We start from the raw sequence: 22,514 nt of genomic DNA, 5'->3' as shown, positions 1-22,514 counted from the left end.
GACTGACAGTCGACTCTACTGACAGTCGACTCTACTGACAGCCGGCACTACCGATACGGCCGCCGGCCGCTGCTTTCACCGCCACCACCCGCCACGCTGCCCACCAGAGCAGCGCCAGCAACGCAATGCCCGCCCCCAACAGGCATACCGCCGGCCAGCCATGGCGCGCCTGCATCCACGGCCCGGCCGCTGCTCCGGCACCACTGCCCACCGCATAGAACAGCATGTACAAAGCCACCAGGCGTCCATGCTGTTCAGCCGGCGCGCGCAGCAGCAATGCCTGGTTTGATACGTGCAGTGCCTGCCCACCCAGGTCGAGCACAATCACGCCCAACAGCAGCAACGACAGCGACTGCGGCAGGCCCAGCAAGGGCCACCACGCAACCAGCATCAACAACAGCGCACCGACGCTGACCGGATGCGCGAAACCACGGTCCATCCAGTGCCCTACCCGCGCCGCCAGCAGCGCACCGACCACCCCGGCCAGGCCCAGTGCACCGATGGCGGCGGTCGACCAATGCAGCGGTGGCGCCGAGAGCGGCAAGGGTGCCGCCGCCCAGAACACATTGAGGCCGGCAAACAGCAGCAGTGCCAGCGGCCCGCGTTCGCGCAGCGTTCGATCGCGGCGCAGCATGCCCAGCATCGAGCCCAGCAGCTCGCGCCAGCGTGGGGGAACCGACGGCACCGGTACTGGGGGCAGGCGCCGCCACAGCAGCGCCGCCAACCCCGCCATCACCATCGCTGACAACAGGTAGACCATCTGCCAGCCAAAGGCCGCCGCCACCGTACCGGACACCACGCGCGCCAGCAGCAGGCCGATGAACACGCCGCCCTGCACCACACCGACCACGCGACCGCGCTGCTCGGGCGGTGCCAGCATGGCGGTATAGGCGATCAGGCCCTGGGTCAGCGCCGTGCCCAGCAAGCCGGCCAGCAGCATGCCCGACAACAGCCAGCCCGCCGTGCGTGACGCTGCCAGCCACAGCAGCGCCAGCACCAATGCGATCAACTGCAGCCGCAGCAGGCGTCGCCGGTCACCACGGTCCGCCAGCGGCAGCAGGCCAAGCAACGCCAGCACGCTACCGGCCTGGGTAGCAGCCAGCACCGCGCCGGCCACGGCCCGGTCCAGCGCAAAGGCGCGTGCAAGCTGATCCAGCAGCGGCTGCGCGTAGTAGACGTTGGCGACGCTGGCGCCGGCGGCAACCGCAAGCAGGACCAGCAGCGGGCGGGGAAGCGATGTGACACTCATGACGTGGTTGCAATTTGAAACTTGATGCAGGCTACTGCCATTGGTTTTAAACTGCAACCACATCAGAGAGGTCCACCATGCACGCCGACAGCCCCTGCCCCGTCGCCCGCAGCGCCGATCTGCTCGGTGACCGTTGGGCGCTGCTGGTCATCCGTGATGCCTTCGATGGCGTCACCCGTTTCGGTGATTTCCAGCGCAGCCTCGGCGCGGCCCGCAACATCCTCAGCGACCGCCTGCGCCGGCTGGTAGAGGCCGGCATCCTGCAGCTGCAGCCGGCCTCCGATGGATCGGCCTACCAGGAATACGTGCTCACCGCCGCTGGCCAGGAACTGTTCCCGCTGCTGGTCGCGCTGCGCCAATGGGCGGAACGCCATCGCTTCGAGGCCGGTGAAGCCCATTCACAGCTGATCGAATCGGCGACGCGGCGGCCGCTGCCCTACATGCAGCCGCTAGACGCAGCTGGTCATGCTCTCGCGTCAGGCCAGACGGTCGTGCTCAAGCTCGTCTGAAGCGCGCGCTTCCGCCAGACGAGGATCGGTTCTTCTACAACGTCTCGTAAGGTGCTCTCTACTCGTGATGCTAGACGATGACCACTGCTCATACCTCGGCCCAGTAGGCTTTTGTTCAAGCGTCTTTGAGCTTGCCCTCGTGGCACACGACGCCTCCAAAGCAATTGGCGCATAGCACCCACAGCTCGAACGCCACCGTGCCGAACACAGCACTCGCTGATCTACCCACTTCTAGGTCACTCATCACCACCAGCCCAATCAAAAGGGCAGATTGAAATTTTCAGATGTGCTCAACCCAAGTACGACGTTCTAGTTCTTTTGCAGCGGACAAATACGCAATTTGATCGGCCTTATCAAAGTCATCTCAGTATCTGAGACGAAGATCTCCGATGCTCGAGGCCCATTCCGCCCGTGCATCAAACATGATAGACAAAGACCAATACCCTGAGATCCCCAGCACCCGCATCTTGCTGCTTCGCATCAAACGTCCGAAGCAGGTTATACCCCTCAGCAAGGCGGAAAACTACGTAGTTGGCAGCATGGTCGCGTTGTTCCTTCTGAGCCTTGGATGCATGGCACTTCTGAAGGCAGATCAGATCACTCAGCAGGCTGCCAAAGTGATCGTGCTCCCGCTGACGGGGATTATCATGCTCCTGGGGCTAGTATTCTTTGTAATTCAGGTCATCCAGCTCTTTCTGCTGTTCAGGCATGGCTTCAACAATATGGCGGATCGCGTGGATGTCTCTGCTGACGCAGATTCCGCCCTTGCCGAGGATCTTTCGCACTGCAATACCCAGCACTTGGACCAGCGCTCAAAGCTTCTGGAGCAGGAATCCAAGCTCCTCACAAGGCGTGCTGGATTGGCATCTGCAGCAACCGCCATCAGCGCACTGATCATCAATCTCTTGAGCACCGGGAACGGCGACAAGGCCGCGCAGTGGGTGTCAGATGCCAAGCTTCTGATCACCTGTTGCAGCTTGGGTTTGCTGGCGGGAGCAGTGATCGTGATTATCTTTGCAGGGAAGCTAGAGAAGATCTCCACATTGCTGAAACTTGCTTCAGAGAGGGGCTCGCAACGCAAGCTAGAGCGAGAGATGGCCGATTGAAACTCCAAGGGCCCGCGCGGCAGGATCGCACTGTCGGTCACATGCCAACGTAATCCGCGGATACCCGGCATCACGACGGGCCTTCTGGGTCCCCGGTCGACGTTCTTGCCGATGGCCTATCCAGACGACTTCACCTCCATGATCCGCCCATTCACGCACACCGACGAACACCCGCGCCGGTTAGCATCAGACCTTTCCGCCACTGGATGCCGCCGATGTCGCGCGATCGCCCTTCCCTGCTGACCGCCCTGCTGTTGCCGCTGCTGGCCTGCGCCACAGCAACCACGCAGGCCCGCGAGGTTGCCGCGCCCGCCGACCATGTGCAGGCCGATGGCCCCTATGTGTTCCGCCAGGGCGACCAGCTGCAGGCCAAGTGGATCTGCGACGACAAAGTCGAGTCGCACACGCTTGCCACGCAGGCCGCAGGTACCGACATCGCCCCGCGCTGCGGCTACGAGCACACGGTGCACGTGGCTGCCCCGAATGCGCCTTCGGTTTCCGTGCTGCCGGCCGTGCCGCGCATCGTTGCGCTGTCCGACATCCATGGCCAGTACGGGTTGCTGGTGCGCCTGCTGCGCGCCCACCAGGTCATCGATGCCCAGGATCGCTGGGCGCTGGGCAAGGACACGCTGGTCATCGCCGGCGATGTGTTCGACCGCGGCCCGCAGGTGACCGAGGCCTTCTGGCTGCTGTATGGCCTGCAGCAGCAGGCGGCCGCCGCCGGCGGCGCGGTGCACTTCGTGCTCGGCAACCACGAAACCATGGTGCTGTACGACGACCTGCGCTACGTCAACCCGAAGTACCTGCGCAGCGCGCAGCTGCTCGGCCGCAGCTACCCGCAGCTGTACGGTGCCGACTCGGTGATCGGGCAGTGGCTGCGCACCCGCCCGGTGCTGCTGAAGATCGGCGACACCCTGTTCCTGCACGGCGGCATTTCGCCCGAGGCAGTGCAGCTGGCGCTGGACCCGGCGCGCACCAATGCGGCCTACCAGGCGTCACTGGGCCTGCCAAAGGCCGAAGTAAAGGCCGACCCGGCCACCGCACCGCTGTATGACGGCAAGACCAGCCCGATCTGGTACCGCGGCTACTTCGATGGCCGCCTCGACACCGCGGGGGTGCAGACCGTACTCGACCGCCTGCAGCTCAAACGCATCGTAGTCGGCCACACCTCGATGCCACACGTCAGCAGCTTCCATGGCGACCGCGTGATCGCCATCGACAGCAGCATCAAGAACGGCGAGAACGGCGAACTGCTGTTCATCGAAAATGGCAGGCTCAGCCGTGGCCTGCTGGATGGCTCGCGGGTGCCGTTGGCGCCGGGTGAGCCGGGCCTGCAGGACTGAATGAAGGGACAGCGCGACGGCACCGGGCGGCGGCGGCGCGCTCCACCTTCACCCGGTTTGCGGCTACCCTCGGCAGCCGAGAGAGGCCCACCCCGTCCATCCGGTGGGCCTGACCGTTACAGGAGCCCCCGCGCATGCGCGTTCTGATTGCTGAAGACGACCCGGATATCGCCTCCGGCCTGTGCGCCTCGCTGCGCCGGCAGGGGCACGTGGTTGACCACGTCGACAACGGCGCGCACGCCGACGCGGCACTGGGCTCGACCCAGTACGCATTGCTGGTGCTGGACCTGGGCCTGCCTCAGCTGGATGGCCGCGATGTGCTGCAGCGCCTGCGTCAGCGCGGCGATGGCCTGGCGGTGCTGGTGGTGACCGCCCGCGACGGCCTGGCCGAGCGCGTGCGCGTGCTCGACCTGGGCGCCGATGACTACCTGGTCAAGCCGTTCGCGCTGGACGAGTTCGAAGCACGCGTGCGTGCGCAGCTGCGGCGGGTCACCAGCAATGGCAACCCGGACCTGCGCATCGGCCGCCTGCGCCTGGACCTGGCCGGGCACCGCGTGTGGATCGACGACCAGTCGCTGGAACTGACCGCGCGCGAGTTCGGCCTGCTGTCGGCACTGGCGGTACGCGCCGAGCGCATCGTGTCGCGCGCGCAACTGGTGGAAGCGCTGTGCGACTGGGGCCAGGACCTCACCGACAACGGCCTGGACATCGCACTGCACCGCCTGCGCCGCAAGCTGCAGCCCGGCGGCATGGGCATCCGCACCGTGCGCGGGTTGGGCTACATGCTGGAAGACGCGCAGGACGAAAGCACGCCGTGATCAGTGGCCCGCCCAGCCTGCGCCGGCGCCTGCTCGCCTTTCTGGCGTTGCCGATGCTGGGCCTGCTCACCTTCAACACGATCCTGGCCTACTACGTTGCGCTGGACTATTCCAACCGCATCCACGACCGCAACCTGATCGACGACACGCATTCCTTCGCGCAGATGCTGAGCACCATGCCGGTGACCAGCGACCTGTCTCCGCAGGCGCGCTTCCTGATCGAGTACGACCCCGACGGCCATCGCTACTTCAACGTCGACAGCAGCCGCATGGGTACGCTCAGCGGCAATGCAGACTTCAGCCCGTACGCCCCTTCGCAGGACTGCACCGGCGTGCATCCGGCGCTGTACGACGGCAACCTCAATGGCCAGCAGGTGCGCATGGCCACCGTCTGCACGCAGGCGATGAACGATCCGCAGGACCAGCTGGCGGTGACCGTGGCCGAGAGCATGGCCGACCGCCGGCAGCGTGCACGCGAGATCCTGATGATCATCATCCCGCTGATGACCATGCTGGCGCTGGGTACCGCAGCGCTGGTCTGGTTCGGCGTGACCTATGGCCTGCGTATCCTGACCCCGCTGAGGACCCGCCTGGCCCAGCGCCGCGGCGAACTGGCGCCGATCTCCGATGCCGACGTGCCAGAGGAGATCCAGCCACTGATCAGCACCATCGATGATCTGTTTGCCCGCCAGGCGGAAATGATCACCCTGCAGAACCGTTTCATCGCCGATGCCGCGCACCAGCTGCGTTCGCCGCTGGCGGGCATGGCCCTGCATGTGGACCAGGCACTGGCACATGGCGACCCCGATACAGTGCGCGAGGCGCTGCAGCACATCCGCCGGCTCAACCAGCGCACCGCCCGGGTCAGCACCCAGCTGCTGGCACTGAGCCGGGCGCAGACCGTGCCCGATACCGTGGAGGCACTGGACCTGTGCGAGCTGGTACCGCAGTGGGTCGGCATGCGCGTACCGGAGGCGATCCGCGATGGCATCGATCTGGGCTACCGCGGCAGTCCCCATCCGCTGCGTGTACTGGGCAACGGCGCCATGCTGCAGGAAGCGCTGGACAACCTGATCGACAACGCCCTGCGTTATGCCGGCCGCAATGCAACCGTCACGGTGGGCGTGCACGCGCTGGACGACAATGATGTCGAACTGTATGTGGAAGACAACGGCCCTGGCGTGCCCGACGACGTGATGCCACGGCTGGGCGAGCGCTTCTTCCGGGCGCCGGGCACCGCTGCCAGCGGCACCGGCCTCGGCCTGGCCATCGCGCACGAGGCGGTGGAGCACTTCGACGGCCACCTGAGCTTCCTGAACCGCCCAGGTGGCGGACTGAAGGTCGCCATCACGCTGCCGCTGCTGAAGGCGCCCTGACCCGGCCCGGGGCGCTGAAAGGCTGGCGAAAATCGCGCTTGCGATCCTGCCATCCCCACTGCCGTCCCGGAGCCGCCAGGTGACCGAATCGCACGACTTCTTCCTCCCCGGTGGCCCACAGGGCGTGCTGCTGGTCCATGGCCTGACCGGCACCCCGGCGGAAATGCGCATGCTGGGCAAGGGCCTGAACAATGCCGGTTTCACCGTGCACGGCGTGCAGCTGCCCGGCCATTGCGGCAGCGTCGACGACCTGCTGGCGACCACCTGGGAACAGTGGTACCAGGGCGTGGAAGATGCGGCAGCGACCCTGCGCGGCAAGGTTGACCAGCTGTTCGTCGGCGGCCTGTCGATGGGCGCGGTACTGTCGCTGGCATTGGCTGCGCGCCGCCCGGAGTGGGTTTCCGGCGTGGGCGTATACGGCGCCACGTTCCGCTACGACGGTTGGAACATTCCGGCCGTGGCCCGCTTCTCGTTCCTGCTGCCGTGGTTCAAGCGCTTCAACATCGGCCGCGATCGCATGTTCATGGAAGAGCCGCCCTACGGCCTGCGTGACGAGCGCCTGCGCGCGCAGGTCAGCGCCGCCATGCTGTCCGGCGACAGCGCCGCCGCCGGCCTGCCGGGCAACCCCTGGCATGCCCTGGCCGAAATGCGCGCCCTGAGCAACTGGACCCGCCGCCACCTGCACCAGGTCACCGCCCCCTGTCTGGTGATGCACGCCCGCGAAGACGACGTGGCCAGCATGGGCAACGCCGAGCTGGTGATGTCGCGGGTCAGCGGCCCGAAGGAACTGGTGGTGCTGGAAGACAGCTACCACATGATCACCATCGATCGCGAACGGCGCGACGTGATCCGTCGCAGCGCGCGCTTCTTCAGCGAGATCGGTGAACGCAGCGGCATCCTCAAGGCGGTGGCCTGAAATGGGATCACTCGCCACGCTGTTGTGGCTGGTCAACGTGGTGCTCGATACCGGTGGCCAGCTTGCGTTCAAGGCCGCCGCCAGCGACCCGAATGAAGCAGAGGGCCTGCAGCGCTGGAAGCACATGCTGAGCCGGCCCTGGTTGTGGTTGGGAATCGCCTGCTATGTGCTCGAATTCGTCGCCTGGATCGCGTTCCTGTCGCTGGTGCCGCTGTCCAAGGGCGTGCTGCTGGGCTCGATCAACATCGTCGCGCTGATGATCGCCGGCCGTTTCCTGTTCCGCGAGAAACTCACGCCGCTGCGGGTGACCGGCATGCTGCTGGTCACCGCCGGCGTAGCCGTGGTGGGGGCCGGCTCATGAGGCGCCTGTATGTGATCGGCTTCCCGCTGCTGATGGCGTTCGACACGCTGGCCCAGCTGTGCTTCAAGTACGCCGGTGACGCCGCGTTGCCGGTCGAGGCCAACACCGCCTGGCTGCTGCGCGTGCTGTCGCAGCCGTGGGTTTACGGCGCCATCCTCGGCTACGTGGGTGCATTCTTCACCTGGATGAGCCTGCTGCGCCATGCGCCGATCGGTCCCGCCTTTGCTGCCTCGCACCTGGAAGTGATCAGCGTGCTGCTGCTGTCGGCGTGGCTGTTGAACGAGCCGCTGACCCTGCACCATCTGCTCGGTGCGGTACTGATCGTGGCCGGCATCGTCTGCCTCGGCCGCGCCGAGGCGGACGACCCGCACAGCCCTGCCGAAAGCACCCCGTGAGCGCGCTGCGATGAGCCTGTTCGCGCGCGAACTGCCACCAACCGCCGGCCTGCCGATGCAGGCCAGCGATTTCCTTCCCGGTGGCGGCGACCTGCGTGACATCCTGGCCAGCCAGCTCGGCACACCGCCGCTGCAGCTGACCTGTTCCGGCACGCACGCGCTGCTGATCGCCCTGCGCACGCTGCGCAAGCGTGCGCCAAAGCGCGACACCGTGATCATGCCTGCCTATACCTGCCCGCTGGTGCCGATCGCGGTGCACAGCCTGGGCCTGCGCGTGCAGTTGTGCGATACCCGGCGCGGTCATTTCGACTTCGACCCCGGCCAGCTCAAGCGGCTGGCCGATGCGCGCACGCTGGCGATCCTGCCCACCCACCTGGGCGGGCGCATTGCCGATGTCGAGCTGGCCTGCGAAGTCGCCCGCAACGCCGGCGCCTGGGCAATCGAAGATGCCGCGCAGGCACTCGGCGCACGGGTCGGCAACAGCAGTGTCGGCCTGCGCGGCGATATCGGATTCTTCAGCCTGGCCGCCGGCAAGGGCCTGAGCCTGCATGAAGGCGGCCTGCTGGTCAGCCGCGATGACGAACTGCGTGCTGCGCTGGCCGAACATGCCGTCCAGCACGTTCGCTCCAGCCTGCGCTGGGAGCTGCTGCGCAGCGTGCAGTTGCTGGGCCTTGCTGCCTGCTATCGCCCTTCGCTGCTGTCACTGGTGTATGGCAATCCACTGCGCAATGCGCTTCAGCGTGGCGATCTGGAAGATGCGGTCGGTGACATTTTCCCGCTGGATATCCCGCAGCACCGGGTCAGCCAGTGGCGGCAGAACATCGGCGCGCATGCTGCGCGGCGCTTGCCGGCATTCCTTCAGGCCGGTCGGCTGCGTGCGTTGCAGCTGCGGGTGCAGCTGGCACAGCTGCCTGCCGTTGAGGTGGTCGATGGGCTGGCCGGTAGCGGTGGCACCTGGCCACTGTTGATGCTGCTGCTGCCCAGCCAACGCGCCCGCGATGCGGTACTGAAGGACTTGTGGCCACGCGGGCTTGGCGCCAGCCGCATGTTCATCCATGCCCTGCCCGGCTATGCCTACCTGCGCGGCATCGTGCCGCAGGACGACATGCCCAACGCACGCGACTTCGCCGCACGCATGCTGACCCTCGGCAACAGCGCCTGGCAGACCCGTGAAGAGACCGCCGAAATACTGCGGGCACTGGCCCGCGCGTGACGCCAGGACGCACGGATGGAGTGCGCCTCACGCATTCATCCATGCACCTTCCTGAACGCTTTCCGCGCCCTGCAATGCAGGCTTTCAACAGGAAAGGAACGAGAAAGGCTGCCTGCCTACATTGAGCCTGCCCCGGCATCGCGCCGGACGTTCCTTTCATCGACGGACCTGCCCATGCACTGGAGCATCCTGTGTGACTTCGACGGCACCATCAGCCTCGAAGATGTCATCGACTCGCTGCTGGAGAAATACGGCCAGCCGGGCTGGCAGGAACTGGAAGACCAGTGGAAAGCGGGAAAGATCGGCTCGCGCGAATGCATGCAGGGCCAGGTCAGGCTGCTGAAGCTGGACCCGGCCACGCTCGACGCCCACCTGGACCAGGTGCAGATCGATCCGGGCTTTGCCGCCTTTGTCAGCCGTGCCGAACAGCTGGGCGTGCCGCTGCGCATCGTCAGTGACGGCCTGGACCATGCGATCCACCGCATCCTCGCCAACCACGGCCTGTCGCGACTGCCGGTGGTGGCCAACCAGCTGCGCTGGTGCGATGACCACTGGGAACTGGAATCGCCCTACCAGGCCGAAGGCTGCCGCAGCGGCACCTGCAAGTGCACCTGCGCTGCGCAGGCGCGCGCCAACGAAGCACCGCGTGTGCTGATGATCGGCGATGGCAGTTCGGATTTCTGCGTCTCCGAAGATGCCGACTTCGTGTTCGCCAAGCGTCGCCTGATCACCCATTGCACCCATGCCGGCATCGAGCATGCCGCCATCGATACCTTCCACGATGCAATCGCACTGCTGCCGCGCCTGCTCGATGGCAGCCTGCTGCAGCCACGTCGTATCGACGCCAGCCCGCAGCCCGCCGTACTGCCCCTGCTGCTGGCCACCGCCTGAGCACTCCCTTCCAAGCACGCCCCCGCTACCTCTTTCGAACGTCCTTCACGGAACCGAACTGCATGAACATTTTTGACAAGAACGCCGACGCCGCCGCCTCCGACGCGCAGCTGCTGGCCGACGAAGCCCGCTACAGTTCCTTCGGCGATACCGTCCACTACGTCGACCCGCCGAAGATCTTCCAGCGCGGCGAAGGCAGCTACATGTTCGACGGTGCGGGCGTGCCCTACCTCGACCTGCAGATGTGGTACTCGGCCTGCAACTTCGGCTACAGCAACAAGCGTCTGAACGATGCGCTGAAGGACCAGATCGACACCCTGCCGCAGGTCGCCAGCCAGTACCTGCACCCGACCCGCGTGCAGCTGGCCAAGACCATTGCCGTGGACATGCACGAGAAGTTCGGCCTCGACGGCCGCGTGCATTTCAACGTCGGAGGCGCGCAGGCCATTGAAGACTCGCTGAAGATCGTGCGCAACGCGCGCGGCGGCAAGAGCCTGATGTTCGCCTTCGAGGGTGGTTACCACGGCCGTACCCTGGGTGCGTCGTCGATCACCTCCAGCTACCGCTACCGCCGCCGCTACGGCCACTTCGGCGAGCGCGCGATGTTCATTCCGTTCCCTTACCCCTTCCGTCGCCCGAAGGGCATGACCCCGGAAGAGTATTCCGACCACTGCGTGTGGCAGTTCGAGCGCCTGTTCGAAAGCGAATACAACGGCGTGTGGGATCCCAAGGTCGGTCAGGCGGAGTACGCCGCATTCTATGTCGAGCCGATCCAGGGCACCGGCGGCTACGTCATCCCGCCGCGCAACTTCTTCACCGGCCTCAAGCGCGTGCTGGACAAGTACGGCATCCTGATGGTCGTCGATGAAATCCAGATGGGCTTCTGGCGCACCGGCAAGCTGTGGGCCATCGAGCACTTCGGCGTGACCCCGGACGTGCTGGTGTTCGGCAAGGCGCTGACCAACGGCCTGAACCCGCTGTCGGGCCTGTGGGCGCGCGAAGAGCTGATCAACCCGACCGTGTTCCCGCCGGGCTCCACCCACTCCACCTTCAACTCCAACCCGCTGGGCACCCGCCTGGGCCTGGAAGTGCTGAAGCTGGGCAAGGAAATGGATTACGAGCGCACCGTGCCGGAAAAGGGCGCGTACTTCCTCGATGGCCTGCGTGGCCTGCAGAAGCGCCACCCGGAAATCGGCGACGTCGACGGCCTGGGCCTGGCCCTGCGTGCGGAAATCTGCCAGACCGACGGCTACACCCCGAACAAGGAACTGCTGGACCGCATGGTCGACATCGGCCTGGCCGGTGACCTGCTGCACGACGGCAAGCGCATGGGCCTCGTGCTCGACGTGGGTGGCTGGTATAAGAACGTGATTACCTTCGCGCCGTCGCTGGACATCAGCTACGAAGAGATCGACCTGGCGATCACCCTGCTCGACCAGGCGCTGACCAAGGCCAAGGGCTGAGGTCGGATGCGCTGCCGGTTCCCGTGCCGATGGAGATGACGTCACGCGCGTCCAGCACCGCGCTGGAACCGGCCGCTCTGCTGGAGGGTTTCCTGGCCCACCCGCCGCTCGGTTTCGAGGCGGGCCGCCTGCCCAGTGGCCTGCCGACCTTCCGTGCGCCGCTGGACCTGACCACCACGATGGATGACGGACTGCGCGGCAAGCTGCTCGGCCTGCCGCTGTCGCGCCTGTGGCGGCCGTGGATCACCTGGCAGACCCGCTTCATCGGTGCCACCAGCACCGAGTACACCCCGCTGCCGGCGCACGTCGCGCCGGAGGCACTGGCCGAGGACGTGACGCGCCACGCGATCGGCGATACCCGGCTGTTGGTGGTCAAGGACCTGGCCATCGATTCACCGCTGCTGGGCGATGCCGCCAACGCACACAGCGATGCCTTCCTGCAGGCGCTGCTGGCACGCGGCTTCGTCGAGCTGGAAGGCATGCCGTTGGCCTGGGTGGCGATCGATTTCGATTCGATCGATGGCTATCTCGGCCGCCTGTCGTCTTCGCGCCGCAAGAACATCCGGCGCAAGCTGCGCTCGCGCGACGACCTGCAGATCGACTGCATCGCCACCGGCGATCCGGCGCTGGCCGACCCGCAGCTGCAGACCGAACTGTATGCCTTGTACCTCGGCGTGTACGCGCAGAGCGCAGTGCATTTCGACCAGCTCGACCTGCCCTACTTCCAGCATCTTCTGGCCGACAGCCAGGGCCAGGGACGGATGTTCCTGTACCGCCACCAGGGCCAGCTGATCGGCTGGAACCTGTGTTACGTGCATGCGGGCAAGCTGGTGGACAAGTACATCGGCCTGGCCTATCCGCAGTCCCGCGAGCACAACCTGTACGCGGTGAGCTGGATGCACAACCTCGAATACGCGCTGCAGCACAGCCTGAGCCACTACGTGGCCGGCTGGACCGATTCGCGGATCAAGGCCGAACTGGGCGCCCGCTTCACCTCCACCCGGCACGCGATCCACGCACGCTCCCCGCTGCTGCGCGCCGCCCTGCGCAGGCTGGCCCCGTACCTGCAGGGCGAACCGGACGGAGGTGGCTGAGCGATGCCGTTGCGTTCCCCGCTGATCCTGGACCTGGACGGTGGCGTGCTGCCGCTGCCAGAGGCGCAGACCCTGGCCCTGCCGCAATGGCACGATCCACTGCGCTTCGCCTGCAGCAATGCCACCCTGGAGCGTTTCGCCACTGAAGTGCTGGCGCCGTTGCCGGCCCAGCTCGGCACGGTAATGCTCGGCAGTGGCGACTTCCACCACCTCAGCCTGCCGCTGCTGCAGCGCATGCGCACGCAGGCGCCGTTCCAGCTGGTGGTGCTGGACAACCATCCGGACAACATGCGCTTCCCGTTCGGCATGCACTGCGGGTCGTGGGTGAACGCCGCCAGCAAGCTGCCGCAGATCTCGCACATCCACGTGCTGGGCATCACCTCCAGCGACATCGGCCTCGGCCATGCCTGGGAGAACCACTGGCGCCCGCTGATCGGCGGTCGCCTGACCTACTGGTGCATGGACGTGGACGTGGGCTGGGGGCATCGCCTCGGCATGGGCCACGCCTTCCGCCGTTTCGAGCATCCCGAAGCGCTGGTGGCCGCGTTCGCCGCCGAGCAGGCGAAGTCACCGCAACCAACCTACCTGTCGATCGACAAAGATGTGTTCGCCGAGGACGTCGCCCGCAGCAACTGGGACCAGGGCCGCTTCCAGCTGGAACACGCACTGGTGGTGATCGAAGCGCTGCGCGCCGGCGGCCTGGTCGGCAGTGACATCACCGGCGAAGTGTCGCTGGCCAACTACCAGAGCCGCTTCAAGTGCTGGCTGTCGTCGCTGGATGGCCAGCCTGACGTCAGCGCCGAGGATCTACCTGTGTGGCAGGCGCGGCACCAGCAGGTGAACCGCGAGCTGCTGGCGGCGATGGCCGCTGTGCCGACCAACTGTTGAGCGCCTCGGTAGTGCCGGGCCCATGCTCGGCTATCGCTATCGCTTTCTGTAGAGTCGAGCCATGCTCGACTCAGCGGACGGCAAACAGCAGTCGAGCATGGCTCGACTCTACAGGGGGCGATGGCCGAGCATGGCTCGGCACTACACTGGGTTCCCGCCCCAGGAGCCGCCACCATGGCCCAGACCGTCATCCCGCAGCTGCGCATGCGCCATGCCGATACCACCCTGCCGTTCTACGTGCAGGGGCTGGGCTTCGTGGTCGACTGGGAACACCGCTTCGAACCCGGCTTCCCGCTGTTCGCCCAGCTCACCCGCGATGGCCAGACGATCTTCCTCACCGAACACAGCGGCGACTGCGAGGTCGGCGGCGCGGTGTACTTCATCGTAGAGGACGTCGACGCCCTGCACCGCGCCTTCAGCGCCGCAGGCGTCCCCATCGAACAGCCGCCGCATGACACCGAATGGGGCAGCCGCGAGATGCTGCTGCGTGACCCCGACGGCAACCGCCTGCGCTTTGCCACCGACGCGAGCTGAACCGGGCGGCCTTGAGTCGAATATACGAAGCATATACGCTTCGTATATCCACTCCTTCAGGACCGCCCATGGGCATCGTCAACATCGATGACACCCTGCACGACCAGCTGCGCCGTGCCTGCACCGTCTCCAGCCGCTCGATCAACGCCCAGGCCAACTTCTGGATCCGGGTCGGCATGCTGTGCGAGCTGAACCCCACACTGAGCTTCCAGGACATCGTCGCCAGCGAACTACGCGCGGCCGGTGTGCAGCCGCCGCTGCTGCCGCCGGGCCAGGTCTGAGCCGATGGGCATCATCAAGCGCCCCGACGAGATCGCGCTGATGGCCGAATCGGGTCGCCTGCTGGCGCAGGTGTTCGCCGCGCTCGACCGGCTGCCGTTGCAGGGCCACAGCACGATGGAGATCAACGATTTCGTCGAACGCATGATCGTCGATGAACTGCAGGCGCGACCGGCCAGCAAGGGCCAGTACGGCTTCCCGTACGTGCTCAATACCTCGATCGACAACGTGATCTGCCACGGCGTACCCAGCACCACCGACGTGCTGCGCAACGGCCAGATCGTCAACCTCGACATCACCCTGGAGAAGAACGGCTACATCGCCGACTCCAGCACCACCTACCGGGTCGGTGAGGTCGACTACGCCGCGCGCAGGCTGGTGCAGACCGCCTACCAGGCGATGTGGAAAGGCATCGCTGCGGTCCGCCCCGACGCACGCCTGGGCGACATCGGCCACGCCATCGCCCGCCACGCGCGCAGCCACGGCTACAGCGTGGTGAAGGAATACTGCGGCCACGGCATCGGCCAGGAGATGCACGAGGAACCGCAGATCCTGCACTACGGCCATCCCAACACCGGCATGGTGCTGGAGGAAGGCATGGTGTTCACCATCGAACCGATGCTCAACCAGGGCAAGCCGGCCATCCGCCAGCAGCCGGACGAATGGCCGGTGTACACCCGCGACGGCAAGCTGTCGGCGCAGTTCGAGCATACGGTGGCGGTCACCCGCACCGGCGTGCGGGTACTGACCCTGCGCCCCGGCGAGACGCCGTTGTGCGCGGTGGATGCCGCCTAGAGTGGCCGTTGCTGCATCCCGGCACCCTCGTGCACGGCGCGCTTCCGTGCCGTCAGCGGTTCGCGTACCCGCTGTGCCACATAGCCGACGCTGGCTGCGAGAATGAAGGTGTAACCAAGGAGTTCGGTGGTCTCCTCGATGGTGTTCTTGAACACGCGGATGTACTGGTCACCCAGCAGTCCGGTCCACAACGACGTCATGCCGATCAGACGCGAATAGAACAGCAGCAGAACCAGGCCGATCGTCATCACGGTACCCGGCCGGGATACGAGAAAACGCACCAGCGCCGGCATGGCCCGGCGCCAGTCGCGGCTGGCCCAGGCCAGTGAACCGATGATCAGCACGGCCACCGGGTACTTCCAGAAGCCGTGTGCGATCAGGTCCAGCGCCTCATCCATTTCACGCAGGAGCATGCAGGCGAACAGCGCGGCCGCCAGAACGGCAAAGGCCCGATCATCGGCACGTCGCAATGCAAGCCGGACGAAGGCAGCCACGCTGGCGACCAGGAAGCCTTCCTGGGTCAGTTCGACCAGCGACCACTCGCCGACTGCATTGCCCAGCCAATGGATGTCGAGCCAGGCCAACGCAGGCGGAAGCGCCATCATCAGGCCGAACAGGAAGGTGCGCCCCAGGTGGGACAGGAGCAGCTGTAGATTGTCTTTCATGCAACACCGATGCCGCGCCGTGGCGGTCGTACAACGAGAACACAGGCGACCGGGGGGCTGCCGAACGACGGCATGCGCGGCGGGGTCGCGACCAGGCGCGCATTATCCGCGCTGTATCCGGCCACGTGAACCGTACCGGTGGAACACATACGCAACACCGGCGTACGTCACGCACTCATGGCGATAAAGGACGCAGCAGCAACAACGTCGCCAGGCAGAACATGAAGATCGCCACGCCTGCATCCAGCACACGCCAGGCGCCCGGCCTGCGGAACACCGGCTGCAACAGGCGCGCGCCATAGCCCAGCGTGCAGAACCAGACCACACTGGCAATGCAGGCACCGGCGGCGAAGGCCCAGCGCAGATCGCCCGGGTAACGCGTGGACAGACTGCCCAGCAGCACCACGGTATCCAGATAGACGTGCGGGTTGAGCAGGGTGAAGGCCAGGCAGGTCAGCAGTACCTGCCGTCCGCTGCCGCCCTGCGCCTCGGCGGCGGCCAGCGCACTGCCACCGCGCCATGCGCGCAGCCCCGCCTGCAGGCCATACCAGAGCAGGAAGCCCGCACCACCGAAGCGCAGCACCTGCAGCAGCAGCGGCCACTGCAGCACCAGCGCGCCCATGCCGCCGACGCCGGCCAGGATCAGCACGATGTCCGCGCCGGCACAGGCCAGCACCACCCTGCCCACATGGCGCTGCTGCAGGCCCTGGCGCAGCACGAAGGCGTTCTGCGCACCGATGGCGATGATCAGGCCGGCACCTGCGAACAGGCCGGCGGCGGTAGCGGCGATCCACATCAGGACAGGCCAGGCAGCGAGAGGACGCGCAGGGTGCGGCCGCTGACCCTGTTTAGACAATCTGATTTTTCTTTATCCTGTGCAGGAAAACTGAAGAGGCACCGGCATGGATCTGGTACATCCGCAACTGGCCGCGTTTGCTGCGGTGCTGGAAGAAGGCAGCTTCGAGGCTGCGGCGCGCCGCCTGTCGATCAGTCCGTCGGCCCTGTCGCAGCGGATCAAGGCACTGGAGGATCGGCTCGGCCAGGTGCTGGTTGTGCGCCAGGCACCGAGCCGGCCCACCGCCGCAGGCGAAGCGCTGCTGCGCCGGGTCCGGCCGATGCAGGCGCTGGAGGCCGAGGCATTGGCCGAACTGCTGCCCGAACGCGGCAGCGATGCCGCGCGCACGCCGATCCCGTTGGCGGTCAACGATGACTCGCTCGATACCTGGTTCGTGCCAGCCATCGCCGAACTGCACCAGCGCCATGGCTACCTGTTCGACCTGCGCATGGATGACCAGGACCATACCCTGCAGCTGCTGCGCGATGGCAGCGTGCTCGGCGCGGTCACTGCCGAAAGCCAGCCGGTGAAGGGCTGCAACGTGCATCCGCTCGGCGCCATGCGTTACCACGCCATCGCCTCGCCCGGCTTCGCCCGCCAGTACTTCCGCGACGGCATGCAGGCCACGGCCCTGGCGCGCGCACCGATGCTGGTGTTCAACCGCAAGGATGAACTGCAGTGGCGCTTCGTGCGGCGGCTGACCCGCGCGCGACTGCAGCCGCCGCTACACTACCTGCCCTCCTCCACCGGTTTCGTCGAAGCCGCCGCGTGCGGACTCGGCTGGGGCATGGCCCCGGAAACCCTGGTCGCGCCCGCCGTGCGCGCCGGCCGCGTGGTGGTACTGGAACCCCGCCGCTGGCTCGATGTGCCGCTGTACTGGCAGCATGCTGCCGTGCGTTCAAGCACGCTGCAGCACATCACCCAGGCGCTGCGCACTGCAGCCAGCGGCACCCTTCGTTGAGGACAATCCAATGACCGCAGACCCGGGCTTCACGCCGCGCGCACTACCGTTTGCGCACTTCTTCACCATTGGGACGGCATGGGCGTGATCGGCCGACGTACAAGGATGCACGGCGCGAAGGCCGCGCTGGCGCTGGCAGCCTGCCTGCCCCTGGCTGTGCCGGCGCAGAGCCTCACCGATGCACCCGCATTGGACTGGGAACAGGCACGCCAGCGCCTGGAGCAGGTCTCCGATGCACTGGCCGCCGCTGATGCAGCGGTGCGCAACAAGCAGGACCTTCAGGACGCCACCCGCCTGCTGCGCCTGCCGGAGATCACCGGCGAAGTGCGCCGGCTGCAGTTCCAGAAGACCCTCACCCTGCCACTGGGTTCGCTGGCACCTGTCGCCGAGGCCTATGGCATCGACTCACCGCTGTCATTCACCGAACGCGACTGGCGTACCCGGCCCGTGGTTACCGCGGTGCTGCCGTTGTACACCGGCGGCGTGATTCCGGCCGCGCAACGTGCCGCCAGCGCTGCCCACGAGCAGGCAAGCGCCGAGCGCGAGGCTCAGCGTCAATCGCTGACCGTGCAGCTGGCCCAGGCCTATTTCGGCCAGCGCCTGGCCGAGCAGGCAGTGGATGTGCGGCGCGACGTACGCGATGGCCTGAACCGCCACCTGTCCGACGCAGAGAAGCTGGAACGCGAGGGCTTCGCCACCCGCGCCCAGCGCCTGCAGGCCACCGTGGCCCGCGACAAGGCCGAGCGCGAATACCAGAAGACGGTGAACGACCTGGCCACGCTGAAGGCCGCGCTGGCCACGCTGCTGCGCAGTGGTGGCGAGGTGCAGCCGGTGTCGCCGCTGTTCGTGCAGCGCGTGCCGCTGGAACCGGTGGCCAGCTTCGAGCGCACGGCGCAGGCGCGCCAGCCGCAGATCGCACGCCTGCGGGCGATGGTGGCGCAGGCCGAACAGGGCGTGCGCGTGCAGCAGGCCAAGCTGAAGCCGCAGATCTTCGCCTTCGGCCAGTACGACTTCCGCCGCCGCGACGAGATGCTGACCGATCCGGACTGGGCGTTCGGCATCGGCCTGAAGTACACCTTCCTGTCGCCGAATTCGCGGCCGGCGCAGATCAGCGCCGCGCGTGCGCAGCAGGACCAGGCCGAAGCGGGCCTGCGCGAGGCCGAGAACCAGGTCGCACTGGGCGTGCGCAAGGCCTGGAACGAACTGGAAACCGCGCGCCAGCAGTACGTGCTGCTCGACAGCAGCATCGCCCAGGCACAGGAAAACCTGCGCCTGCAGGAGCTGGCGTTCCGCGAAGGCCAGGCCACCTCGCTGGATGTGATCGACGCGCGGCTCGGCCTCGGCGGCGCCCGCGTCGAGCGCGCACAGGCCGCCTACCAATACGATATTGCGCTGGCACAGTTGCTGGAGGTCAGTGGACAGATGGACCGTTTCGAAGAGTTCCGGCGGCGTGCGGACGAGGTGATCGACCATGAGTGATGTGCTGCACGACGATGCAACGACGCCCCCGGCCAAGCGCCGCCTGGGCCCGATCCTGATAGTGGTGCTGCTGGTCGTGGTGGTGCTCGGCCTGTGGCTGGCCTGGCGCAGCCCGGCCGACCAGATCCAGGGCATGGCCGACGCCGACACCATCAACGTGGCCGCCAAGATCACCGCGCGCGTGGCCGAACTGAAGGTGCGCGAGGGCGACCGCGTGCAGCCCGGGCAGGTGCTGTTCCTGCTCGACAGCCCCGAAGTGGCCGCCAAGGAACAGCAGGCGCACGGCGCATTGGCCGCCGCACAGGCGGTGGCCGACAAGGCCGACGAAGGTGCGCGCAGCGAGGACATCCGCGCCGCCGAAGCGAACTGGAAGCGGGCTGAAGCCGGTGCGACGCTGGCTGAAGCCACCTACCAGCGCGTGCAGAACCTGTTCAACGAAGGGGTGATGACCCGGCAGAAGCGCGATGAAGCGCATGCCCAGGCCACCAGTTCGCGCGAACTGGCGCGTGCCGCCCGCGCGCAGTACGACATGGCCTTGGCCGGCGCACGCGAGCAGGACAAGCGTGCCGCGCAGGGCCAGGTGCAACAGGCACAGGGCGCGGTGGCCGAAGTCAACGCCGCGCGTGTCGAAGTGGAAGGGCGCGCGCCGGTGGCCGGCGAGATCAACAAGCGCATGGCCGACCCGGGTGAACTGGTGCCGGCCGGCTACCCGGTGTTCACCCTGGTCGACATCGACCGCATGTGGGTGGCGATGAACCTGCGCGAATCGCAGATGCAGGGCATGAAGGTCGGCAGCAAGCTGCAGGGCAGCGTGCCGGCGCTTGGCCAGAACGGCGAGTTCGAGGTTTATTTCATCAATCCGGCCGGTGACTATGCGACCTGGCGGACCACCCGCCAGTCGTCCGGCTACGACGTCCGCAGCTTCGAGGTGCGGGTGCGCCCGGTACGCCGCATCGAGGGCTTCCGCCCCGGCATGAGCGTGCTGTTCGCATGGCCCCAGCACTGAGCCCCGACAGCAGCAGCTTCGCCGCCAGCTGGCGGCGCGAGCTGCGGTCGCTGCGCGGCAACCGCGCCGACCTGCTGCTGGTCACCCTGCTGCCGCTGCTGATGCTAGTGGTGATGGCGTGGATGTTCACGCCCTCGGTGATGCGCGACATCCCGATCGCGGTGGTCGACCTTGACCACAGCAGCGACAGCCGCCTGCTGCTGCGCATGCTCGATGCCAGCCCCGGCGTGCGCATCGCCAGCCAGCCGGTGGACCTGGAAGACGCACGCTCGCAGCTGCGTCGGCTGGATGTGTTCGCCATCGTACTGGTGCCGCGCGATGTCACCCGGCAGGCGTTGCGTGGGCGCCAGGGCACGGTGTTCGCCTATTACAACGCCACCTACATGACCACCGGCCAGTCCGCGGCGCGCGATATCGGCGACGCGGTCTCGGCCTGGAACGCACGCCTGCTGCGCGAGCGCATCGGCCTGCAGGTCGGCCCGGGCAAGCTGCGTGCGGCACCGATCGCGGTGCAGTCGGACATCCTGTACAACCCGGCGCGCAGCTACGAGCTGTTCCTGCTGCCATTGATCTTCCCGGCGGTGTTGTCGCTGGTGCTGGCACTTGCGGTGGCCGGCAGCCTCGGCCGCGAGATCCGCGACGGCAGCCTGCCCGCCCGGCTCGGCCGCACACCGTGGCCGGCGATTGCCGGCAAGATCGCGCCGTACGTCCTGCTGTTCTCGCTGTATGGCGCGCTCGGCATCGGTTACCTGGCCTGGCTGCGCGGCGACGGTGTGGCCGGCAGCGTGCTCCTGCTGCTGCTCGCACAACCTCTGTTCTACCTGGCTACTGCCGCCTACGCGTTGTTCTTCGTCGGCGTCACCCGCGACATGGGTACCGCGCTGTCCGCGGTCGGCCTCAGCATCGGTACTGCACTGGCATTTTCCAGCGCCACCTTCCCGGTGCTGGACGGGCCGTTATTCACCCGCGTCTGGCATCAGCTGCTGCCGCTCAGCGCCTATATCAAGCTGCAGACCCAGCAACAGTTCATCGGTTCGCCGCTGCAGGTTTCGGTATGGCCGATGGCCACGTTGCTGCTGATGTCAGTGGTGGCTGGCAGCATCGGTGGGCTGCGCCTGATCGCCTTCGCGCGTACGCCCGAAGCCGCGCAACCGGCGGGGGCCGACGCATGAGCGCACTCTGGCGCAGCCTGCGGCAGACCCTGATGGCGGTACTGTGCGACCGCTATGCGATCGTAGTGATGGTCGGCGCGGTAATCCTGTACTCGTTCTTCTACCCGGCCGCGTATCGCCACCAGGTGGCCGGCAACCTGCCGGTACTGGTGGTGGATGAAGACCACAGCGCGACCAGCCGCGAGCTGCTGCGCAAGCTCGATGCACTCCGTGTTGCGCGCGTGATCGGACAACCGGCAGACATCGACAGCGCGCGCCAGCAGCTGGAAGCCGGCCACGCCGAAGGCATCGTGCTGATCCCGGCCGACCTGGAGCGCGACATCCTGCGCGGCCATCCGGCCAAGCTGGTGCTGCTCGGCAACGGCGCCTACCTGGGCCGTGCCAGTTGGGTGCTGGGCAGCGTGGCCGATGCACTGGGCGCGTTCGGACGTGATGCCGTGGTCGGCCAGGCCGCCTTCATGGGCGCACCGCAGGCACCACCGGTCACGCTGGTGCAGCGCCCGCTGTACAACACCCAGGAAGGCTACGGCAGCGCCATCGTGCCGGGAGTGGCCGAGCTGATCGTGCACCAGACCCTGCTGATGGGCATCGGCGTCCTGCTCGGTGGCCGTCGTCTCGCACTCGGCCGGCGCCTGCGCTTCGACCTGCCGACCCTGGCCGGCATGGCACTGGGCTTCGGCCTGATCGGCCTGTTTGGCCTGTTCTATTACGCCGGCTTCACCGCCTGGGTGCAGGACTACCCGCGCGGCGGCAATCCGCTGGGCCAGCTGCTGGGCGGCACCTTGTTCATCGCCGCCACCGTGGCCTTCGGCCTGTTCGTCGGCAGTTTCTTCCGCACCCGCGAACGCGCCTTCCAGTACATCATCGCCACCTCGATCCCGCTGTTCTTCCTGGCCAACCTGTCGTGGCCGGCAGTGATGACGCCACCACCGCTGGTCTGGCTGGCGCAGCTTCTGCCGACCACCTCGGGCATCAACCTGATGGTGCGCCTGAACCAGATGGACGCCCGCCTGGCCGAAGTCAGCCACGAACTGGTCACCCTCACCGTCCTGCTGCTGCTCTACGGCAGCCTCGCCACCTGGCGCCTCCTCGCAAAAAAGGGGACGGAGGGGATTAAGTCGTAAACGGCAGATTGGGGGATTGCGACTTAATCCCCTCCGTCCCCT

Annotated in this window: 24 protein-coding genes; 21 read left to right on the top strand and 3 right to left on the bottom strand. The window is 66.8% G+C overall.

What is annotated here, in order from left to right:
* Positions 1-31: 31 nt before the first annotated feature.
* Positions 32-1,249, bottom strand: coding sequence for an MFS transporter (locus AC5O77_RS16800; RefSeq protein WP_032127523.1), 1,218 nt, complete (start codon positions 1,247-1,249; stop codon positions 32-34).
* A 77-nt stretch (positions 1,250-1,326) separates the two neighbouring features.
* On the opposite strand from AC5O77_RS16800, the gene AC5O77_RS16795 reads away from it, so the two are divergent.
* The 16 genes from AC5O77_RS16795 (at position 1,327) to map (ending at position 15,230) form a co-directional block, all read left to right on the top strand.
* Positions 1,327-1,758 carry a winged helix-turn-helix transcriptional regulator gene (locus AC5O77_RS16795; protein WP_478058381.1) on the top strand — a complete coding sequence of 144 codons (432 nt, stop codon included), beginning with the start codon at positions 1,327-1,329 and terminating at the stop codon, positions 1,756-1,758.
* A 389-nt stretch (positions 1,759-2,147) separates the two neighbouring features.
* Positions 2,148-2,864 carry a hypothetical protein gene (locus tag AC5O77_RS16790; RefSeq protein WP_164161704.1) on the top strand — a complete coding sequence of 239 codons (717 nt, stop codon included), beginning with the start codon at positions 2,148-2,150 and terminating at the stop codon, positions 2,862-2,864.
* A 215-nt stretch (positions 2,865-3,079) separates the two neighbouring features.
* Complete coding sequence (locus tag AC5O77_RS16785) at positions 3,080-4,207, top strand: metallophosphoesterase (RefSeq protein WP_071228483.1); 1,128 nt, start codon at positions 3,080-3,082, stop codon at positions 4,205-4,207.
* 134 nt (positions 4,208-4,341) lie between these two features.
* Positions 4,342-5,025 (top strand): response regulator, encoded by a 684-nt coding sequence (locus AC5O77_RS16780; protein WP_049424529.1) that lies wholly within the window; start codon positions 4,342-4,344, stop codon positions 5,023-5,025.
* Positions 5,022-6,401: a sensor histidine kinase gene (locus AC5O77_RS16775; protein ID WP_478058382.1), complete on the top strand. Its 1,380-nt coding sequence runs from the start codon at positions 5,022-5,024 to the stop codon at positions 6,399-6,401. Before AC5O77_RS16780 ends, AC5O77_RS16775 begins: the two co-directional genes overlap by 4 nt.
* A 79-nt stretch (positions 6,402-6,480) precedes the next feature.
* The gene (locus AC5O77_RS16770; RefSeq protein ID WP_478058383.1) at positions 6,481-7,317 is read left to right on the top strand and encodes an alpha/beta hydrolase; all 837 of its coding nucleotides are present in this window, start codon (positions 6,481-6,483) and stop codon (positions 7,315-7,317) included.
* Position 7,318: 1 nt separating this feature from the next.
* Complete coding sequence (locus tag AC5O77_RS16765; protein WP_135272787.1) at positions 7,319-7,678, top strand: EamA family transporter; 360 nt, start codon at positions 7,319-7,321, stop codon at positions 7,676-7,678.
* The gene (locus AC5O77_RS16760) at positions 7,675-8,073 is read left to right on the top strand and encodes a DMT family transporter (RefSeq protein ID WP_032127526.1); all 399 of its coding nucleotides are present in this window, start codon (positions 7,675-7,677) and stop codon (positions 8,071-8,073) included. Before AC5O77_RS16765 ends, AC5O77_RS16760 begins: the two co-directional genes overlap by 4 nt.
* Positions 8,074-8,083: 10 nt before the next feature.
* On the top strand, positions 8,084-9,286 hold the full coding sequence (locus AC5O77_RS16755) for a DegT/DnrJ/EryC1/StrS family aminotransferase (RefSeq protein ID WP_478058384.1): 1,203 nt from the start codon (positions 8,084-8,086) through the stop codon (positions 9,284-9,286).
* Between the two features lie 174 nt (positions 9,287-9,460).
* On the top strand, positions 9,461-10,177 hold the full coding sequence (locus AC5O77_RS16750; RefSeq protein ID WP_478058385.1) for an MtnX-like HAD-IB family phosphatase: 717 nt from the start codon (positions 9,461-9,463) through the stop codon (positions 10,175-10,177).
* Positions 10,178-10,239: 62 nt separating this feature from the next.
* The gene (locus tag AC5O77_RS16745; protein WP_032127529.1) at positions 10,240-11,640 is read left to right on the top strand and encodes an aspartate aminotransferase family protein; all 1,401 of its coding nucleotides are present in this window, start codon (positions 10,240-10,242) and stop codon (positions 11,638-11,640) included.
* A gap of 29 nt (positions 11,641-11,669) precedes the next feature.
* Positions 11,670-12,734, top strand: a complete 1,065-nt coding sequence (locus AC5O77_RS16740; RefSeq protein WP_478058386.1) for a GNAT family N-acetyltransferase — start codon at positions 11,670-11,672, stop codon at positions 12,732-12,734.
* A 3-nt stretch (positions 12,735-12,737) separates the two neighbouring features.
* On the top strand, positions 12,738-13,622 hold the full coding sequence (locus AC5O77_RS16735; protein ID WP_494506976.1) for an arginase family protein: 885 nt from the start codon (positions 12,738-12,740) through the stop codon (positions 13,620-13,622).
* A 174-nt stretch (positions 13,623-13,796) separates the two neighbouring features.
* The gene (locus tag AC5O77_RS16730; protein ID WP_125894499.1) at positions 13,797-14,156 is read left to right on the top strand and encodes a bleomycin resistance protein; all 360 of its coding nucleotides are present in this window, start codon (positions 13,797-13,799) and stop codon (positions 14,154-14,156) included.
* Positions 14,157-14,224: 68 nt separating this feature from the next.
* The gene (locus AC5O77_RS16725; RefSeq protein ID WP_005412680.1) at positions 14,225-14,437 is read left to right on the top strand and encodes a ParD-like family protein; all 213 of its coding nucleotides are present in this window, start codon (positions 14,225-14,227) and stop codon (positions 14,435-14,437) included.
* 10 nt (positions 14,438-14,447) lie between these two features.
* Positions 14,448-15,230, top strand: a complete 783-nt coding sequence (map, locus tag AC5O77_RS16720) for a type I methionyl aminopeptidase (protein WP_478058406.1) — start codon at positions 14,448-14,450, stop codon at positions 15,228-15,230.
* Here the strand turns inward: map and AC5O77_RS16715 are convergent.
* Together AC5O77_RS16715 and AC5O77_RS16710 are read right to left on the bottom strand one after the other, a co-directional pair.
* Positions 15,227-15,895, bottom strand: a complete 669-nt coding sequence (locus tag AC5O77_RS16715) for a hypothetical protein (RefSeq protein WP_032127534.1) — start codon at positions 15,893-15,895, stop codon at positions 15,227-15,229. The two genes, map and AC5O77_RS16715, sit on opposite strands and share 4 nt — an antisense overlap.
* A gap of 175 nt (positions 15,896-16,070) precedes the next feature.
* A complete protein-coding gene (locus AC5O77_RS16710; protein WP_032127535.1) occupies positions 16,071-16,691 on the bottom strand; it encodes a LysE/ArgO family amino acid transporter in 621 nt (206 codons plus the stop codon).
* A 106-nt stretch (positions 16,692-16,797) separates the two neighbouring features.
* On the opposite strand from AC5O77_RS16710, the gene AC5O77_RS16705 reads away from it, so the two are divergent.
* The 5 genes from AC5O77_RS16705 to AC5O77_RS16685 all read left to right on the top strand — a co-directional run bounded on the left by AC5O77_RS16705 (position 16,798) and on the right by AC5O77_RS16685 (position 22,472).
* Complete coding sequence (locus AC5O77_RS16705) at positions 16,798-17,691, top strand: LysR family transcriptional regulator ArgP (RefSeq protein WP_121503886.1); 894 nt, start codon at positions 16,798-16,800, stop codon at positions 17,689-17,691.
* 78 nt (positions 17,692-17,769) lie between these two features.
* Complete coding sequence (locus tag AC5O77_RS16700) at positions 17,770-19,170, top strand: TolC family protein (protein ID WP_189720740.1); 1,401 nt, start codon at positions 17,770-17,772, stop codon at positions 19,168-19,170.
* Positions 19,163-20,176, top strand: coding sequence for an HlyD family secretion protein (locus AC5O77_RS16695; protein WP_478058388.1), 1,014 nt, complete (start codon positions 19,163-19,165; stop codon positions 20,174-20,176). The genes AC5O77_RS16700 and AC5O77_RS16695 overlap by 8 nt, the downstream gene beginning before the upstream one ends.
* Positions 20,161-21,348 (top strand): ABC transporter permease, encoded by a 1,188-nt coding sequence (locus tag AC5O77_RS16690; RefSeq protein WP_478058389.1) that lies wholly within the window; start codon positions 20,161-20,163, stop codon positions 21,346-21,348. The genes AC5O77_RS16695 and AC5O77_RS16690 overlap by 16 nt, the downstream gene beginning before the upstream one ends.
* Complete coding sequence (locus AC5O77_RS16685; RefSeq protein WP_478058390.1) at positions 21,345-22,472, top strand: ABC transporter permease; 1,128 nt, start codon at positions 21,345-21,347, stop codon at positions 22,470-22,472. Before AC5O77_RS16690 ends, AC5O77_RS16685 begins: the two co-directional genes overlap by 4 nt.
* The last annotated feature ends 42 nt before the right edge of the window (positions 22,473-22,514 follow it).

It is taken from the genome of Stenotrophomonas sp. INTA L402-1 (genome assembly GCF_059295135.1).
This window is presented reverse-complemented; position numbering and strand designations above follow the sequence as displayed.

Bases quoted from the DNA above. Each gene is read 5' to 3' on its own strand.
- AC5O77_RS16740 (WP_478058386.1), top strand. From the start codon at position 11,670: ATGGAGATGACGTCACGCGCGTCCAGCACCGCGCTGGAACCGGCCGCT.
- AC5O77_RS16760 (WP_032127526.1), top strand. From the start codon at position 7,675: ATGAGGCGCCTGTATGTGATCGGCTTCCCGCTGCTGATGGCGTTCGAC.
- AC5O77_RS16700 (WP_189720740.1), top strand. From the start codon at position 17,770: ATGGGCGTGATCGGCCGACGTACAAGGATGCACGGCGCGAAGGCCGCG.
- AC5O77_RS16790 (WP_164161704.1), top strand. From the start codon at position 2,148: ATGCTCGAGGCCCATTCCGCCCGTGCATCAAACATGATAGACAAAGAC.
- AC5O77_RS16750 (WP_478058385.1), top strand. From the start codon at position 9,461: ATGCACTGGAGCATCCTGTGTGACTTCGACGGCACCATCAGCCTCGAA.
- AC5O77_RS16705 (WP_121503886.1), top strand. From the start codon at position 16,798: ATGGATCTGGTACATCCGCAACTGGCCGCGTTTGCTGCGGTGCTGGAA.
- AC5O77_RS16780 (WP_049424529.1), top strand. From the start codon at position 4,342: ATGCGCGTTCTGATTGCTGAAGACGACCCGGATATCGCCTCCGGCCTG.
- AC5O77_RS16715 (WP_032127534.1), bottom strand. From the start codon at position 15,895: ATGAAAGACAATCTACAGCTGCTCCTGTCCCACCTGGGGCGCACCTTC.
- AC5O77_RS16725 (WP_005412680.1), top strand. From the start codon at position 14,225: ATGGGCATCGTCAACATCGATGACACCCTGCACGACCAGCTGCGCCGT.
- AC5O77_RS16710 (WP_032127535.1), bottom strand. From the start codon at position 16,691: ATGTGGATCGCCGCTACCGCCGCCGGCCTGTTCGCAGGTGCCGGCCTG.
- AC5O77_RS16795 (WP_478058381.1), top strand. From the start codon at position 1,327: ATGCACGCCGACAGCCCCTGCCCCGTCGCCCGCAGCGCCGATCTGCTC.
- AC5O77_RS16695 (WP_478058388.1), top strand. From the start codon at position 19,163: ATGAGTGATGTGCTGCACGACGATGCAACGACGCCCCCGGCCAAGCGC.
- AC5O77_RS16685 (WP_478058390.1), top strand. From the start codon at position 21,345: ATGAGCGCACTCTGGCGCAGCCTGCGGCAGACCCTGATGGCGGTACTG.
- AC5O77_RS16800 (WP_032127523.1), bottom strand. From the start codon at position 1,249: ATGAGTGTCACATCGCTTCCCCGCCCGCTGCTGGTCCTGCTTGCGGTT.
- AC5O77_RS16765 (WP_135272787.1), top strand. From the start codon at position 7,319: ATGGGATCACTCGCCACGCTGTTGTGGCTGGTCAACGTGGTGCTCGAT.
- AC5O77_RS16785 (WP_071228483.1), top strand. From the start codon at position 3,080: ATGTCGCGCGATCGCCCTTCCCTGCTGACCGCCCTGCTGTTGCCGCTG.
- AC5O77_RS16730 (WP_125894499.1), top strand. From the start codon at position 13,797: ATGGCCCAGACCGTCATCCCGCAGCTGCGCATGCGCCATGCCGATACC.
- AC5O77_RS16745 (WP_032127529.1), top strand. From the start codon at position 10,240: ATGAACATTTTTGACAAGAACGCCGACGCCGCCGCCTCCGACGCGCAG.
- AC5O77_RS16735 (WP_494506976.1), top strand. From the start codon at position 12,738: ATGCCGTTGCGTTCCCCGCTGATCCTGGACCTGGACGGTGGCGTGCTG.
- AC5O77_RS16755 (WP_478058384.1), top strand. From the start codon at position 8,084: ATGAGCCTGTTCGCGCGCGAACTGCCACCAACCGCCGGCCTGCCGATG.
- AC5O77_RS16690 (WP_478058389.1), top strand. From the start codon at position 20,161: ATGGCCCCAGCACTGAGCCCCGACAGCAGCAGCTTCGCCGCCAGCTGG.